A 15285-nucleotide genomic window follows, 5' to 3' on the forward strand; every position below is an offset into this window, starting at 1 on the left:
GAACTGCAGACACTCCTCGCCACCTGGACCGGCGCGTGTCCCACCTGCCACCGCGACATACCCACACCCATACGAACCTGACCAAGCCCTACTAGTGGGTGCCGCCAGACGGGGACGAAGTTGGCCTGCGACCAGCGTTTCGGCTCCCCCTGGGTGTGAGCGGGCCGGCATCACCCGCCGAGACTGGCCTGGACGGCCCTGGCGCTGCCGTCCGGGCCGGGGCGGGCCACAGAGCCCGAGATTGCACGGTCAGCGCGGTGATGGGCGGCGGAAGCTCGACAACGATGTTCCGATTCCCTCGCGTGAGGGTGTCTTCCCCGACCTCAGCAAGCCGTCCCCGGCCACACCGACCGGTGGACGGCGTCCGGCAGGTCCCTGCGGGCACCACCGGGAAGTCGTAGTCGGTCATCGTGTGTTCCCGCCGCCCCCGCAGTCTGCTCACTCGGAGGCGTGCTGCCAGCACCGGCCCGGCTCAGCCGCAAGCTCCGTTCCCGCCCGCGGCCATCCGACTCCCCGAGGCGTCAGCCTGATCTTCGTGGGCCTGTCGCCGGGGCCGCGGTCCACAATGATCCAGCCCTCGTCCGCCAGATACGTACAGGCGACGAGGAAGTCCCGCTCGGGGATACCGAGGTCGTCCTGGAGCTTCGCTCCGTCGACACCGCCTTGGCGATCTCCTCCGGCAGTGCGGACCAAAGCCCGCATGTCCTTCTCACGGTATGCCTGCCGCTCGCGCAGTATCGCCATGACATGCCGTCGCCGGTCGCCCTCGCCCGCGCCACGCTCCCTGGTCTCCCTCGTGGGTGCCGCGATCACGTCCGCCTCCGACCGGCGATGCCGCCGGGCCCGGCGGCCTACCCCCGGCAGGGCGTCGCTGTACTGAAGGCCGCGATCCGCTGGCCGCGCTGAACGTTGAGCCGGTGGATCAGAACGCCTCAGACGGCGATGAGGAGGAGCAGCGCGACCACGGTGATGACTGTAACCGTCATGACCGCTCACCTCCAGCGCCCGAAGGCCGTGCCGCGGCCGGTCCCTGGCGCCCGGGCCGGGAATGACGCGCGGCCCGCCCCGCCGCCGGTCTCCCACGCTTCCTCTCCGCCGCGGGCATCGGCCGCGTCCGCTGCACGCTCCCGGTACGGGACCGCAGCGGCAGGGCCCATCAGCTGCGCGGCGGCAGCCGCTCCGGTCTCCGGCGGGATCACCAGCATGGCCCGACGGCCACTGGCGGACACCAGGGTCAGCCTGTGCGGGTCCTGCCCTTCGGCCGACCAGTCCACCCGCACGGTGCGCCCGGCCAGGGACACCCAACCCGGGATGACGGGCCAGTGGGCTGGGTTCACCGTGATGCCGGTGATGCGGCCCCAGGCGCCGTCCAGTGCGTCCGCCAAGGGCGGCAGCTCACGGGTGAGGGCACGGGAGCGCGGCCACCACACGCCGTCCAGGCTGCCCGGTGCGGCTGTCAGGGACACGCGGGCCCGCAGCGACGGGGCGCGCCCGGTGGATGCCGTGCGGTCGATGGTCACGGTCATGGCGCGGACCTGTCCCCGGGAACCGCCGTACGGACCCGAATTGCCGATACCCGGGAACGTCACCGGTACGGAGCCGGTGCGCGAAGAACCCCCGGTAACCCCACCGTACTCCCCCGAACGGCTCGAAAGGCATCGGATGTCCGGGCGTTCGGGCCCGCCTCGCCATCGTGGGACCAGCCGTGATGCCGGTGGGCTGATCCGGTGCGGTCCGCCCGCTGCCCACCGGGGCGAACGACGACAGGGGGCGGACCGCACAGTGCGCCCGGATGGAGCACACCGAGTGGTTGAGCGTGCTATGTGTCCCGTACCTCGGTGTTCTGGCACACGTGGCAACTTGAGGTCCAGACAATGGTGAAGCACCGACCGGGTGGGCCCCGCGTTCCGGTCCCGCGGCCGGGGCTTCGTTCTCGTGGTGCGGAGCTATCCGGTACTAGTCACCCAGGCTGCTGCTTCGTACGCACGGCTGAGGCTTGCAGCGTATCCGCGCCGGAACTGACATGCCGCTGGGTCTCCTGGGGGCCGTGCCAGTCCAGGCACACGGCGGTGACATCGTCCTCGAACCCGGCCGGCGGCGGCGTCGCGGATCGCGGACGTCATTGCCAGTGTTGTCTCCCGCGGGTGCAGGCCGCGGGTACGCTCCAGCAAAGCGGGCAGGTCGACCTTCTCGCCATGGCGTTCGAGCATGCCGTCCGTGATCATGAGGAGACGGTCACCGGGCCGCAGGTCGAGGTCCTGCACACGGTACGGCCGGGGGGTCAGTTCGGACAGCCCGAAGGGATGGTCCACCTGGCAGGTGATCACCTCCACAGCGCCCCCACGCATGCGCAGTGGCCAGGGATGACCCGCGTTGACGAGCCGGGCCCGCCCGGACCGGAGATCGACCCGCAGGAGTTGTCCGGTGGCATGGCCCTGGCCGTGGTCGTTCAGTGCCTGGTTGGCACACAGAGCCTGCTCGGCCAGGCCAGCTCCCCCCAGGCGGGCGCCGCGCAGGGCCCCCACCAGGACTGTGGCGGCCAGGGCGGCGTCGATGTCGTGGCCCATGGGATCGGTCACCGACACATGCAAGGTGTCACGGTCCAGTGAGTAGTCGAAGGAGTCCCCGCTGAGGTCCTCGGAGGGCTCAAGGTTCCCGCAGAGGGTGAACTGCGCACCCTCGCACGACAGTGACGGAGGCAGTAGTTGGTACTGGATCTCGGCCGCCGGCGTGGGAGGCCTGGAGCGTTTCCCCCAGGTGTAGAGGTCGGTGAAGCGCCCATTGGCGATCACGACGTAAGCCAGGATGTGAGCGGCCTCCCCGACTTCTTCGAGGACGTCCTCGCCCGGGGCCGTCGGCAGGAGCAGTTCCAGAAGCCCGATCGCATCCCCCCGGTTGGTGACCGGCGAGATCACCCGCTGCCCCTGGCCGGTCGCCTCCTGATACAGCCGCTGGGTGCGGATGACCTTTTCGTAGACGCTGCCGAATAGGGGGATCCTCTCCGTCTCCCGCTCGCTCTCCGCGGCGGTAGTGGACAGCCGCGCCACCGCTCTTCCTGTCAGGTCCACAATGAGGAAGGAGACCCTCGTGGCATCGAAACGCCGTCGCAGATCCTCCGCGATCACGTCGACGGCGTCCGCCGGCGCCGCCGTCTCCGCTGCCGTCAGCAATCGGGGAAGTCCACTCGGCTCACCACTCACGACCGTGGTCCCTTCCACCAGCCCCTCCCACCAGGTTGGGAACCGCCGCCGTCGGCGTCAATCCGTGAAGGGACCACAGTCCGGCATCGCGGACGCGGTTGCCCTGCTTGGGCCCGAACCCGATGAGATGTCGGGACGACAGCGCCTCCCTTTCTGGCAGCGAGAGCCGAAGCTCTCGACAGCCTGTCGTCTCGACGGGTGCCGTCCTCGGGGCACAGTTCTGGCCAAGGTGTGCGCGGTAGTTCCCGACTCGACCGCACGGTGCCCAGTGCCTTGTCCAGAGCGGTGCGGATCTCATCGGACAATTGTTCGCTGCGGACTCAGTCCACTACCGGTTCGGAGACCTGCCGCAGCTTGCCATTGGTGTGTTGTGAGACTTCTCGGAGCACTTGGACGCCTGGTCGGGGCGCAGGGCACCGAGGGTGACAACCACCCCGATCGCCTGGTCGACCACGGCGTGAGAGACGACGGCCTCCCACACCTGACCAATTTCCGCCCGCAACTCGCCGATCTTGTTCAAAAGGCCTTCCCGCCCGGGGACCGTGTGCAGTTCGGTCCGCACCGGGGCGCCATTGCAAGGGCTGTCCATCGTGATCGCATCCCAGAGAACGGGTCTCCCGCCCGGTCGCCCGTGCCGGAGCGAAACTGCGAGGACGACAGTTCGACTTTTACCCCAGGACCCTGCCTTTGTGCATCCTGTCCCGCGGCGTACGTCTGCGCCCGTGAGCCGAGTCGGCGTGAGCGTCAGGGTGCGGGCCGCCGGTGAGGGAGCGCTCGCAGTGTGCCCGCAGTGTTGGGTTCACCCCTGCGGTCCGGCTTCGTCGGACTCTTCCTCTCCCTCCATGACCCGGATGCCCTCATGGGTCAGAGAGGCAGTGGCAGGAGTCCCGTGCGACGTCCAGTCGACCATGATCAGGCCCTCGTCGACCAGATAGGTACAGGCTGCGCCGAGGTCGTCGTCGGGCAGGCCGAGCTGCTCACGGAGTGCCGTCCCGCTGACCTCGGGACGGTTGCGCTCCATGGCGCCGTACAGGCACCGCAGGACTGCGTGGCGGTAGACCCTGCGATCGCGGAGTGTCGTCATGGCTGGCTCTCTCAAGGCTTTGCGGCCGACCCTGCGGACGCCCACAGGCAGCCGACCCTGCGGCCTCGCTCATGGCGCCCCACGTTCGGGTGCCCCGCCCAACTGCGCCCATGCGGCCCTCCGCGGCGGTATGCCGGGGTGTCACCGCCGTTCCTGGCGACGCCGATGCCCGCCTCAGCGAGTAGCGTGGTCAGGGGCGAGCGGAACAGAGCCTTCGTCCCGGCCCCCTGAACGGTTCGTTCTCATAACCGACTCCGGCACCTCCTCCGGTTCCCGCCATCTGCCCGGTGGCGTCCATACGGCGATACGACCCGGATGCGCCCTGCTCCGGCTCGAGACGACGGCATCGCGGGAAAGCGTGCTGGACGGGGCGCGGTGGCCGAGGTCGCGCCACATCGGTGCGGAGTTGCCCGCGCTGCTCAGCGCCCTCACTGAACACCTCGGCCCGTTGACGCGCGTCGGGCTGAACGCCGCAGCCTGGGAGGGGCTGCCGACGCGAATCGTCGTCGACGACCGGGTGGTGCACATCGACTCGTTCCCAGTGAGCGACGACACCGTCCTGATCACCCGGGGCGAGAACGATCTGTTCTCACTGCTGGTTTTCCCGCCGGATGCAACACCCGAGGCCGCCCGCGCGGCGATGGCCCAGGCCGTCGTGGCCGGCAATCCCAGTACGGCGGCGCAGATCCTCATCGATACGAGAGGCGGACAGGCACCGTAGCTCTGACGGGCCCCGTCGCCTCACGGCCGAAACCAACGGTGCGCTCAGCCGCACCCTGCCACGCTGTCCGTTCGCCGCGGCGGGTCCGGAAGAACAGATCGGCGCACGCGTGCTTGGTCACCAGCAAATCGGCACCAGTCCGGAGAGCCGACTCAGCGACCGGCGTCGCCAGATCACGCGCTCGGCATGCTCCCGGTATCCCCCAGGCCAGGAACCCGGTACGGCCGGTCAGACGTTGGACGCTCTCATGCAACCCTCGCTCGGAAGGGGCCTCAGGAACCTACCGGAAATCCGAGACGCACCCCACCAGCACGGTCGTCTCCGCGACCAGCAGCGCGAAGCCCGGCTGACGGCCGCCGGCAGCCACCCACCCCACAGGAAGAAGTCGGCCCATCCCCAGTGCGCCGAGGGAGCTCGCTCTTCCCGGTCACGCCGGTGGGTGTCCAGCCGCCGCAGAACCAGTTACGCCGTCCCTCGAGGATGAGCGCAACACGTTCCGGCCGGGCGCACCGCCTGCCGATGGTTTGTGTCCACGACAGACGGCCCACTCGTGGGGCACACTGCCGAACCCCATGGCTCCTGGGTATCCACCGGGTTCGAGCCCAACCACGTATCGAGAGCGACGGAAACCTCCACTCCCGGATCGCTCACGCAACACCCGGGAGACGGGTTGCGACTGGACTGGAATGCCCGCATCGCTCGCATGCCACTTGTCTGAGCGACGTCGGGCACTCGCCGTTGGCGTGGAGGAGGAGGCACGACCCGACAGACCGCCCTGCGCATGGGAAAGAGGTGACCGAAGATGACGGAGACCGGACTGCCGAACCGGCCCGAGGCCCCTCGCGCGGGATCATTGGGCGAGCACGGCGGGGAGGCGGCGAAGGCGGCTTCCGAGCGGAATCGCCCCTGGTGAGACCAGCTGACCAAGATCTGGGCGGCGGTGATTGCGACAAGTGCCGGACCAGAGGAAAGACCCACACACAGGCCCTCCTCCGGCTCGCCCGGCAACGGATCAACGTGCTCTTCGCGATGCTCCGCGACGGCACCTTCTACGAACCCAGAACTCCACGCCTCACTTGACGAAGGACATAGAGGCACCCCCCAGGGAACCCACCTCCTGGGCAATAGTGAGGTCGGCCATGACCGTTGCGCGGACGATCGAACACACTGCAGCGCCGGGGCACGATCGACCGCGTCTCCGGACGAGATCGTCCTGCGCCTCCCGCACGCCCTCAACACCTTCCCCACCACTGCGCGGACACTGCGCGCGAGGCGCTGATGAGGCCGAGAGCGCCACTGGAGAAGCCACCGCCCGATTCATCAACGCCCTCGCTGGAACATCGGCTCCTCCTGCGCCCCGAGGGGCAGGACCAGGCTCGCGGAACACAATCCGACGAGCTCCGGCACGCGCTGAGGTGGTGCGGGGAGAGAGCTCCCAGCGACTGCTCCGCGTCCAGACGGCCGTAAACTCCACGCTGCGGCGGAGCGCGGAGTAGCGTGGACAGTGCTGAGGGCATTTCGCACACCGGCTTCCACGCCGGGTCGTCCTCGGCGAAAGACGAAACCCGGGCCGCCGCAGAGGCGGCCCGGAGACGGGTCCGCGTCATGTCGGCGACCTTGTACCCAGCCCTGCCGCACCCGGACGCCGTCGCAGCCCCGGCCGCGCGTCTCGCACTGAAGGCCGACGGCACCTCGCGCGGGCTCCTGGACGGGGCATGGTGGCCCCGCTCCCGTGATCTGCCGAGCGAACTGCCGACGCTCACCGACGTGTTGGACCCCTTGTGGGGCCGCATCACCCGCATCGCCGTAAACCCGGAGCACTGGCCGGTTATCCCCCGCCAGGTTCCCGTGGACGGTCACATCGTCAAGGTCGGCTGGTTCACCCCGGAGATCGACCCGCACAAGCTACTGCTGCTCTCCTACAGCACCGGCCGCTGGGACCTGCTGGTCATGCCGCCCGAGACGGGGGCGGAGTCGGCGGCCCGGCTGATGGCTGCCGCGTCCGACTACACCAGCCCGCCACTGACCGCCAGCGCACTCATTGCCGCGGACGAGGCCCGGCATGGCATCTTTGCGGCCGACCGGCCACTGAACCCTGACGAGGCCTGGGAGTACGAGGGCGGCGCCTGCGAGGTGTTCGCAGGCGTTCCCCAACAGACCGGTCCGCCCGGCCGGGCCAGCCGACTGATCATCGGTATATGAAGCGGCCGCCATGAGCGGCGGCATCTGAACCCGGGCGTCATGACTCTTCCCTAACTCAACGTCACCCGCACGACCGGGGCAGGCGGGCACTGATCACCCTGCCGGTGAGATGGCCCCGGCCACCGCGCCCCGGGTGCGCGCCGCTCCGCAGCCTTGCCTGCATGACGGCCTCCCTCCGGCTGCACCACCAGGACCCGGCGCACGAAGGCCCGCCGCAGCTGATCGGCCCGCTGCTCGCCGAAGAGGCGGCCAGGCTCGGCGGTCGCCCCTCGGTTCACCATGGCGTAGAGGTGGAGGACGACGCTGAAGGTAGCCCGCGCAAGCCGGGTCTGGTGCGAACGCAGGCGTTCGTGCGAGCCGCAGGCCGGACCGTGAGGTAGCGCGGTCCCTGCCGTGCCACCCGCCCGTCGACGCAGCCGCTTCCGGTGGCGGCCGACGTACCGTTGAAGTACCGAGGGCCTCACGCACTCCGGCCGTCACGCCGGGTCGTCCTCGGCGAGAGACGAACCCCGGGCCGCCCCAGTGGCCGGCGCGGAGACGGGTCGCCATCATGTCCGCCGCGGTCGAAACAATGCCACGCAAACTCATCATGGCTGGCGCCGCGCTGAGCACCCGCGCGGGTCCACGCCCCGGCCGAGGGGAAGCGTGATGGCCCTTTCCCGGCTGGACATCCATCGGCGGAATCGTGGAGAGCGGACGCTCGTCACGCTCGCCGGTGACATCGGACCTGCCACGACACCGCTGCTGCGGGCCGCGTTGGAGCGATGTCTGCTGGACGGCGTCAGCGTGATCGACATCGACCTGACCACGGTCGGGTCCTGCGACGCCAGGGGCCTGGACATCCTCCTGTCGGCATCACGACGCGCCGACCGGGTCCACGCTCACCTGCGACTGCACCACCCCTGCGCGCAGATCACCACGCTCCTCGATTCCACCGGCTCCACTTCGCTGCTCCTCGCGGCCCCCGCGCCGCCCGGCGACCTCGTGAGCACCGCGACGCGGGCGCCCGAGGGCCCCGCTCGTCGACCGGACCAGCCGGTCCTCAAGGACGCGATCCGCCTTCGCCGGCTGACCCGCTGGCAGGCCGAAGACATGCGCGAGGACATCGCGGACCTGGCTGCGGAGTCTGTCGCAGGCACCCGCGGCGAGGCGTACCACGACCGTGGAGACTTCCTGCGCCGCTTGGTTGTCGCTGCCCACCGCCCCGGCTTCGCGGTGCTGGTCGCCGAGACGACGGTGCTGGTCGGTTGCGCGTTCGGTTTTCCGTTGGGCCCTGACGGCTCCGGCCGCCGGGGGTTCGGCGGAACGTTCCAGGAGATCATCCAGCGGCTCACCTCCCGCGCACGGTTCGTTGTCCTCACCCAGGTCGTGGCCCATCCGCACGCTCAGCACCGCGATATCGCCCGCCGCCTGCAACAGCGTCTACTCACAGACCTTCACTCCTGCCTCGGAGTCACCCTGCTGCATCCTGCCGACCGGGCAGGACAAGCTGTCTTCTCGTCCTGGGGGTGGCAGAACATGGGTGAGGTCGTCGGCCTGCCCGTTGCCGTCGCCCCCTGCGTGTTGGCCCTGCCCGTCGAAGAGCTGCCACGGGCACGCCGATGATCTGGCAAAGGGGGCGTGAGTCGGCCGTCGAACCGGCCGGGGCGGTCACACCACCCGGCGTCCGCCGTAGACGTACCTCCACGCCCTGCCTCTCCACGTGATACTGAGGGCCGCGCCGTCCGCCACGGCCGGGCGTAGCCTTGCAGGTACCGAGAGCTTTCGGGCGCACGACCACGGCGGCGCCGTTCCCGGCGAGTCACCGACACGGGCAGCTGGAAGCCGCCCGGAACGGGATCGCACGATGAACTCCCTCACAAAGCCCGCCGAAGGTGCGGCGCCAGGTGCCGGACACTCCTACCGGATGCCCTTGCCCCGGCTGCGCCTCACGCCGGACGTCAGCCATGGCCCGCTGGACGGGGCGTGGTGGCCCCGCTGCGACGCACTGGAACTGGAGCTGCCCGCGCTGGTCGGCTCCTTGGATCCGAGCATCGGCACCGTCACTCGCGTGACCGTGGGGACCGCCGCCTGGCCCGATGCCCCGCAGGAGGTGATGGCGCCCGGCCATGTAATCGAGGTGGTCCTGACCGATCTCGCCGCCGAGGCGCATGCCATCACCGTGGATTGCGGCACCGTGGGACGCTGGAAACTGCTGGTGATCCCCCCGGACGAGCCGGCCGGAGCGGCCACCCGGCTGCTGACCGCTGCCGCGGACCCCGGAAACCCACTCTCGGCTCCGCGCCTGCTGGCACTCGCCGAGAGCGGCCTCGACGGACAGGACACATGGGAGTCGGAAGGAGGGTCCGGACTCAGGTGAGGGGCCCGATCCAGACGGGCCCGGGTGGCGAGGCCAGTCCCGGGCGTCTACGACTCCTCGATGAAGCGGGCCGCCCTGTGCAACGCCGGCTGGACGACCAGCCTGGTCTGGTGGGAGACCCCGCGCCGACCTTGCAGGCCACCACGGTGGCCGGGGCGCGGTGCGGGTGGTCTTGCCCGACTGTGCGCGCCCCCCCAACGGCCGCGCTTGACGCCCCCCCTTAAATGGGTGTGATGGGCTCGACCCCGAATGGTGGGGCGAACCGTGAACGACCTCACCGTGATCACCCGAAAGCACTCCAACCGCACCGTGATCACCGTAGCCGGGGAGATGGATCTCGCGACCTGCCCCGCACTCGCGCAGGCCACCCTCGACATACCGCCGCACGGCGAGAAGCTGCACCTGGAGATGTCAGGCGTGTTTTCAGGGACTCCAGGCGGCCTCAATCTCCTGCTGCACAAAAGATATTGATTCACTCGGAGCTTATCTCAGGAAGAGTTACCAACCGGCACGCTGCGCGACGCTGGAGTAAATCCGCTGCCGCCCAGGAAATGGAGCTGCGAGACGGGGGCGATGACCACGCAGCGGCTGCCGTTCCCGGTCCCGGACGAGCGAGCCCACCTCCTCAGTGCGGGTGAGGCGTCTGGCCATGAGGGTGATGGCGGCCCAGGTGATCAAGCTCTCGGACTGCTGGATGAACCGTTCGTACTCGCGCATGCCGACGGGACGTCTTCGTGGATTACACCGACAGAGTGGCCAGGCAGGCCGACGGCGAGACGTGTGCCGGTGACCGTCGGCTGAAGCGCCCGCTTGCATCACATCAGTCAACCGGGCCGACAGGTCAGAGCACTTCTTCCAACAGTTTTCCGGTCCAGATGGTTTCGCCCGCAACGGTGTAGCGGCTGCCCCAACGATGGGGCAGTCGCGCCACCAGGAATAGGCCGCGGCCACCTTCGTCCGTCCACCGGGCCCGTCGCAGATGCGCCTGCGTCTGGCTGGGACCGGAGACCTCGCAGATCACAGGTTGACCTCGAATCACCCGCAGGCCCGCTGGGGCGTCGCCGTAGCGGATGGCGTTGCCGTCTGCACGATCACTCTCATGCTGTCGTTGCTCGCTGCACGGCCTGCCTGGTCACGGGCCAGCGGGGTGAACCCGTCCGAGGTCGTCCACCTGACCAGCGCGCCCGCGGACGCCTCGGTCACCCGCAGCCCCGGAATCCCGGTGTCCACGTCGCCCAGCACCTCGAAGCCGGCTTGGACCGGCAAGAGCTCACCCTGCACACGAGTTCAGCCGGGACGCACGACACGCCGGTCGCCTGCCCACGAGGAGCACGATCATGCCACCGGCCTGCACAGACGCCTGTTGGGACGGTGGAACGACGCGGTGGACCCCGGACGACGGCAAGCGGCGGATGGGCCACGGGGGCCCGGCCGGACACACCTGGACGGCTCCCGTCCTGCGAACAGGAAGGGAGCCGTCCAGGTGTGTCCGGAGACGTTGTGCCTTCAGCGGGTCGCGTGACGGTGCGAATGCCGGCTGCCGGTGACGAGGCGGTAGAGGGCGAGCAGGATGACGGAGCCGGCGATCGCGGCGATCCAGGTGGAGAGATCGAAGAACCCGTCGATTGAGTCGACACCGAAGATGACCTTGCCGAGCCAGCCGCCGAGCAGACCGCCGACGATGCCTATGAGCATGGTGACGATGATGCCGCCCGGGTCCTTGCCCGGCATCAAAGCCTTGGCGATGGCGCCGGCGAGCAGGCCGATAATGATCCACGCGATGATGCCCACGGCGCCTTTCCACTTCGTCATATAAAGGCTGTTTCAGCTCATCGTCTGCACCGATCACGCCCGAACAAACATCTTCCCCGAACCCGGCCGTGCCAGTTCCTGACCCCATCTCCTGCCGTCGGCGCGGCCGCGACATCAGGTGGCGAACGGCCCCGTAATGATCTTTCGTTCGGACACGTGGGCGCCGGCTTTTGGGATCGGGCGTCGCCCACCTCTACTGGCAACCAAACCTGGCCGAATAGGGCCGCACCGGCACCGAGTCGAGCAACCACCGTGGACCGGAGCGACATCGGCCCGTTCCCGGATCGCTCGCCATACAGTCGACATGCTGTTTCCTCTGCGTCCCATGTCCGCCGACGCACCGGCCGCACGATCGCCCACGAACGCCGCCCGACGAAGGCGGGACGTGCTCGCATCGATCTGGAATGCCGCCTGACCAGGTGAAACGAGCAAAATATGTGAGGTTGCACAGAGTCGGGGAAGAAGGTGCGGCAACCGACAGGAGGTTGCTGTGAAGGGTGGAGGTCTGGAACTGGGCGAATTGCTGGCCGCCGCCGAAGCGGCCCCGCCCGGTGAGTCCGTCGACGTGGTGGCACACGACCTGCAGAAGCGGTTCGGTGCCGAGGCCGTGTCCTTCCTGTTCGTCGACCTCATCGGCCAGCGGCTGGTACGCCTCGCCGCCACCGGTGACAAGGCCGCCGACCCTGGCGAGCCGATCGACCTGCAGGGCAGCGTCTACGACAGCGTTCTGCGCTGTTGGTGGTCAGCTCCGCACCGCGCTCAGGAGTCGAGGCTGAGTTCGGCCCAGACCGTTTTGCCAGGGTGACACGGGGTGACGCCCCAGCGTCGGGCGAGTCGGTCGAGGAGTTGGATGCCAAAACCGCCGGGCTCGGTGTTCGCAGTGGCACGCTTGCGGGGCCAGCGGTCACTGGAATCGCTGACGGCTATGCGCAGCCACCGCCCGTTCCAGGTGAGCTGGATCAGGGGCGGACCGGAGCCGTGGCGGATGGCATTGGTGATCAGTTCCGAGACGAGCAGTTCGGCGGTCTCGATCATCCGGTGCTGGCACAGCGGGCCGCCGAAACCGTCCACGCAATCGCGGACCCAGTGCCGGGCAGCGGTGATGCTCGCCGTGACTGCGGGGAAGCGCGTCTCGCAGGATGGGGTGGTCGATTCGCCGTTCACGAGGTTCCTCCAGCGCGGGTGGCTTTGGGCCGCCGCCGACCGGTGCTCTGCGCAGCCGGTGGGAGCCATCTGTCGGGTTACCCATGCCTGCCCGGTGAACCATCTGTGTCTGCCGGGTGACCGGCAGATCCCGCGAAAGTCATCCGCCGAGAATTCGACGGTGCCGGCGCGTGCTGGGTGAGTGCGCTGAAGCCCCCTCGACGCCTTCGGTACCGGGATGGACGACGACACCGCCGTTCTGGCCGTTCCGGCACCCCGCCCCGACGGCGAAGCACAGCTGTGAGCGAGATGCCCGCCGACACGAGGCGCACTCCCTCTGGGCATCACCGTGCTCGTGACCGTCTGGCACCGCATCAAGGCCGTTGGCTGTTCCTTCCGCCTCACCAACTATTGACGGCACCCTTGTCGTCCTCCGCTGTCGGGGACGCTTGAAATGTTTCAGCCGTCGCCGACACTCCGCTACTGAGCGCGGGCACCGCATCGGCGCGAGGCGGCCAGCTACTGGGATCGCACCACTGATCGGGACGACCGAAAACCAGCCAGGATACCAGCGATGCCCATGTCCCTCCTGTCTGTCCATGGTCGGCGGGGTCTGATCCATCGGCGCAGCCTGCCGGCAGGACGGCAGGCTGCGCCGTGTAAATGGATTGCCGCCTTGTGCCAGACCCACGATTCCGTGAGCACGGTGGCTGAGGTGGCGTACGGCCTCGGTGCAGCCCAGTGCGTTGACGCCTTCTGCGACCGCGGTGCCCTGTTCGCCGAGAGCCAGGTCCGAACCGGCACACACGCAGTGAAGGCCCGGTGGATACCGGGCCTTCACGTTTGAGTAGCGGGGACAGGATTTGAACCTGCGACCTCTGGGTTATGAGCCCAGCGAGCTACCGAGCTGCTCCACCCCGCGTCGGTACGGTGAACTGTACGGCACCGACCGGAATCGACCCAATCGACTTTCGCATGCACTCGTCGCGCTGGTCGTCATCCGCCTGTGGACAGACAAGCAGACTCGTCGGACGAGCGAGCACCCCCGGAAGCTCCCCTTCGAGACCGCACACCCACAGTCATGCACATGGCCGCCTGTCCATGCAGCGCCGGAGGAGGACGCCATGCCCACTGCGGCCTCCGAGCGTCGGTTCCGCCCAGGGGGACTCGGTGGTGTCCGGAGGAAGGCCGCCGCATCTCCGACGCCTTGCTCGGCAGGATTGTGTCCAGGGTGGTGATCTCCTCGCCGGTTACCTTCCCGCGCAGGAAGAGGGTGCTGCGGAACCCGCCACGACGACTTCGTCGGCGTACGGGAAGGGGGCGACGGTCACGAAGACGGGTCGGGCGTCGCAGACGGTGACGCGGTACCCGAGTAAGCATGCGGCCTGGCTGAAGTCGACGGCGCCGAAGATTGGCATGCGGGGTGGAGCAGCATGTACGGGAACGAGGACTGAGAGCTTCTCGGGGCAGCTGTCAGGGTCCCCTCCGGTATCGATCACGGCGTGCTCGGATTTCCCTGAACGTGTGTGTTGCCGCTCATGGTGGAGCACGTCGTGGCCCCGCCATTCCCTCATGTCTTCCGCCTCGAACACGGGGCGCCTACCATCGCAAGTCAACTGAAGACCGCTGTCTCGCCTTCTCTCGCTCTTCTGTCCCTACCCTGCCCCCACCAAGCGCCGCATCCCGGAAAACAGCCGACTTGCAGACAGGACTGCGGCGGATTTCAAGCAGGGGGACGCCCAGGGACCGCCCCGCCCGTCCCGGAGCAGCACGCGGCAACGTGTGTGACGAGCGGCGCGAGCCCGAACCTGTCGCGGTCAGTAGGTGGCGAGGGAGATGGCGGCGTAGTGCGCGGTGAACGCTGCCACGGTCAGGGCATGGAAGACCTCGTGATAGCCGAACCAGCGGGGTGAGGGGTCGGGCCGCTGGAGGGCGTAGACGACCGCGCCCGCGCTGTACAGGAGACCGCCGACAACGATCAGGACGACTACTGCTGCTCCGCCGGTGTGCAGGAAGTCGGGTAGGTAGCTCACCGGCGCCCAGCCCAGGGCCAGGTAGCACGGGGTGTACAGCCAGCGCGGAGCTCCGACCCACAGGACCCGGAACGCGATGCCGGCCAGCGCTCCCGTCCAGACGATCCACAGCAGCACGGACCGCTGGTCCGGCGGGAGGAGGAGCACGGCCAGGGGGGTGCAGGTTCCGGCGATGATCAGGAAGATGTTGGCGTGGTCGAGGCGTCGCAGAAGCGCCTCGCCGAGCGGTCCCCAGGTGCCGCGGTGGTAGATGGCGCTCGTCGCGAACAGCAGCCAGGCGGTGACCGAGTACACGGCGCAGGCCAGGACCGCCTGCGGAGTACCGGCCAGGCAGATGAGTACGACGCCCGCGATCAGTGCGGCGGGGACCGTTCCAGCATGGAGCCAGCCACGCAACCTCGGCTTGATCGGTTCGGCCAGGTCGGCCACCCGCTCCACCAGAGCAGTAACCGAGTGAGCCCCCTTCCCCGCCTGGTCGCCTGATGATTCGTCGGGTAGCCCGTCTGCACGGCGCTCCCCACTCGCTGACACGACGTGCCCACATTCGACTTCAGCGGCGTCGCGAGACACAGCTTCTCGTCCTCTCCCGGGCTCCTGGGCGTCACTGGCAACCATGCGGTCATGCTAGGGAACCTCAGCTTGTTCTTTTTCTTCCGGCCTCGAACGGTGTCTCGAACTGAGTCGCTCACCTGGGGATTCGCCGGATGTGGGGGCGGCCTTCGTCTGATCAT

Annotated in this window: 13 protein-coding genes, 1 tRNA gene and 4 pseudogenes; 8 read left to right on the forward strand and 10 right to left on the reverse strand. The window is 68.7% G+C overall.

Annotated elements, in window-relative coordinates:
• Positions 1 to 438: 438 nt before the first annotated feature.
• The 4 genes and pseudogenes from ACFRAC_RS35785 to ACFRAC_RS35800 form a co-directional block, all read right to left on the reverse strand.
• The gene (locus ACFRAC_RS35785) at positions 439 to 813 is read right to left on the reverse strand and encodes a hypothetical protein (RefSeq protein ID WP_382939216.1); all 375 of its coding nucleotides are present in this window, start codon (positions 811 to 813) and stop codon (positions 439 to 441) included.
• Between the two features lie 179 nt (positions 814 to 992).
• Positions 993 to 1526: a DUF5994 family protein gene (locus tag ACFRAC_RS35790; RefSeq protein WP_382939220.1), complete on the reverse strand. Its 534-nt coding sequence runs from the start codon at positions 1524 to 1526 to the stop codon at positions 993 to 995.
• Between the two features lie 434 nt (positions 1527 to 1960).
• Positions 1961 to 3200: pseudogene (locus ACFRAC_RS35795) on the reverse strand (PP2C family protein-serine/threonine phosphatase).
• Between the two features lie 799 nt (positions 3201 to 3999).
• Positions 4000 to 4284 carry a hypothetical protein gene (locus ACFRAC_RS35800; RefSeq protein WP_189557644.1) on the reverse strand — a complete coding sequence of 95 codons (285 nt, stop codon included), beginning with the start codon at positions 4282 to 4284 and terminating at the stop codon, positions 4000 to 4002.
• Between the two features lie 244 nt (positions 4285 to 4528).
• Here ACFRAC_RS35800 and ACFRAC_RS35805 point away from each other — a divergent pair, with 244 nt between their 5' ends.
• From ACFRAC_RS35805 to ACFRAC_RS35835, 7 genes and pseudogenes are all read left to right on the forward strand, one after another.
• Positions 4529 to 5005, forward strand: a complete 477-nt coding sequence (locus tag ACFRAC_RS35805; RefSeq protein WP_382939251.1) for a DUF5994 family protein — start codon at positions 4529 to 4531, stop codon at positions 5003 to 5005.
• Positions 5006 to 5953: 948 nt separating this feature from the next.
• Positions 5954 to 6085 (forward strand): annotated as a pseudogene (locus ACFRAC_RS35810) (IS110 family transposase); the annotation flags it as partial.
• Positions 6086 to 6502: 417 nt separating this feature from the next.
• Positions 6503 to 7207, forward strand: coding sequence for a DUF5994 family protein (locus tag ACFRAC_RS35815; RefSeq protein ID WP_382939223.1), 705 nt, complete (start codon positions 6503 to 6505; stop codon positions 7205 to 7207).
• Between the two features lie 161 nt (positions 7208 to 7368).
• The gene (locus ACFRAC_RS35820) at positions 7369 to 7587 is read left to right on the forward strand and encodes a hypothetical protein (RefSeq protein WP_382939227.1); all 219 of its coding nucleotides are present in this window, start codon (positions 7369 to 7371) and stop codon (positions 7585 to 7587) included.
• 268 nt (positions 7588 to 7855) lie between these two features.
• A complete protein-coding gene (locus tag ACFRAC_RS35825; RefSeq protein ID WP_382939232.1) occupies positions 7856 to 8812 on the forward strand; it encodes an STAS domain-containing protein in 957 nt (318 codons plus the stop codon).
• Between the two features lie 301 nt (positions 8813 to 9113).
• Positions 9114 to 9566: a DUF5994 family protein gene (locus ACFRAC_RS35830; protein ID WP_382939237.1), complete on the forward strand. Its 453-nt coding sequence runs from the start codon at positions 9114 to 9116 to the stop codon at positions 9564 to 9566.
• A 264-nt stretch (positions 9567 to 9830) separates the two neighbouring features.
• Positions 9831 to 10037, forward strand: a complete 207-nt coding sequence (locus ACFRAC_RS35835; protein WP_382939239.1) for a hypothetical protein — start codon at positions 9831 to 9833, stop codon at positions 10035 to 10037.
• A gap of 370 nt (positions 10038 to 10407) precedes the next feature.
• Here ACFRAC_RS35835 and ACFRAC_RS35840 read toward each other — a convergent pair.
• From ACFRAC_RS35840 to ACFRAC_RS35850, 3 genes and pseudogenes are all read right to left on the reverse strand, one after another.
• Positions 10408 to 10644 (reverse strand): annotated as a pseudogene (locus ACFRAC_RS35840) (ATP-binding protein); the annotation flags it as partial.
• On the reverse strand, positions 10602 to 10832 hold the full coding sequence (locus tag ACFRAC_RS35845) for a hypothetical protein (RefSeq protein WP_382939241.1): 231 nt from the start codon (positions 10830 to 10832) through the stop codon (positions 10602 to 10604). The pseudogene ACFRAC_RS35840 and the gene ACFRAC_RS35845, both read right to left, overlap by 43 nt.
• 240 nt (positions 10833 to 11072) lie before the next feature.
• Complete coding sequence (locus ACFRAC_RS35850; RefSeq protein WP_382939244.1) at positions 11073 to 11357, reverse strand: GlsB/YeaQ/YmgE family stress response membrane protein; 285 nt, start codon at positions 11355 to 11357, stop codon at positions 11073 to 11075.
• Between the two features lie 511 nt (positions 11358 to 11868).
• Here ACFRAC_RS35850 and ACFRAC_RS35855 point away from each other — a divergent pair.
• A pseudogene (locus tag ACFRAC_RS35855) lies at positions 11869 to 12111 on the forward strand (serine/threonine-protein phosphatase); the annotation flags it as partial.
• 26 nt (positions 12112 to 12137) lie between these two features.
• Here the strand turns inward: ACFRAC_RS35855 and ACFRAC_RS35860 are convergent.
• The 3 genes from ACFRAC_RS35860 to ACFRAC_RS35870 all read right to left on the reverse strand — a co-directional run bounded on the left by ACFRAC_RS35860 (position 12138) and on the right by ACFRAC_RS35870 (position 14992).
• On the reverse strand, positions 12138 to 12542 hold the full coding sequence (locus ACFRAC_RS35860; RefSeq protein WP_382939247.1) for an ATP-binding protein: 405 nt from the start codon (positions 12540 to 12542) through the stop codon (positions 12138 to 12140).
• Between the two features lie 827 nt (positions 12543 to 13369).
• Positions 13370 to 13443 (reverse strand) — tRNA-Met (locus ACFRAC_RS35865).
• 895 nt (positions 13444 to 14338) lie between these two features.
• Entirely contained in the window at positions 14339 to 14992 is a 654-nt protein-coding gene (locus ACFRAC_RS35870) for a hemolysin III family protein (RefSeq protein WP_382939248.1), read from the reverse strand.
• Between the last annotated feature and the right edge of the window lie 293 nt (positions 14993 to 15285).

The organism is Streptomyces sp. NPDC056628, from assembly GCF_042792555.1.
GTDB lineage: Bacteria > Actinomycetota > Actinomycetes > Streptomycetales > Streptomycetaceae > Streptomyces.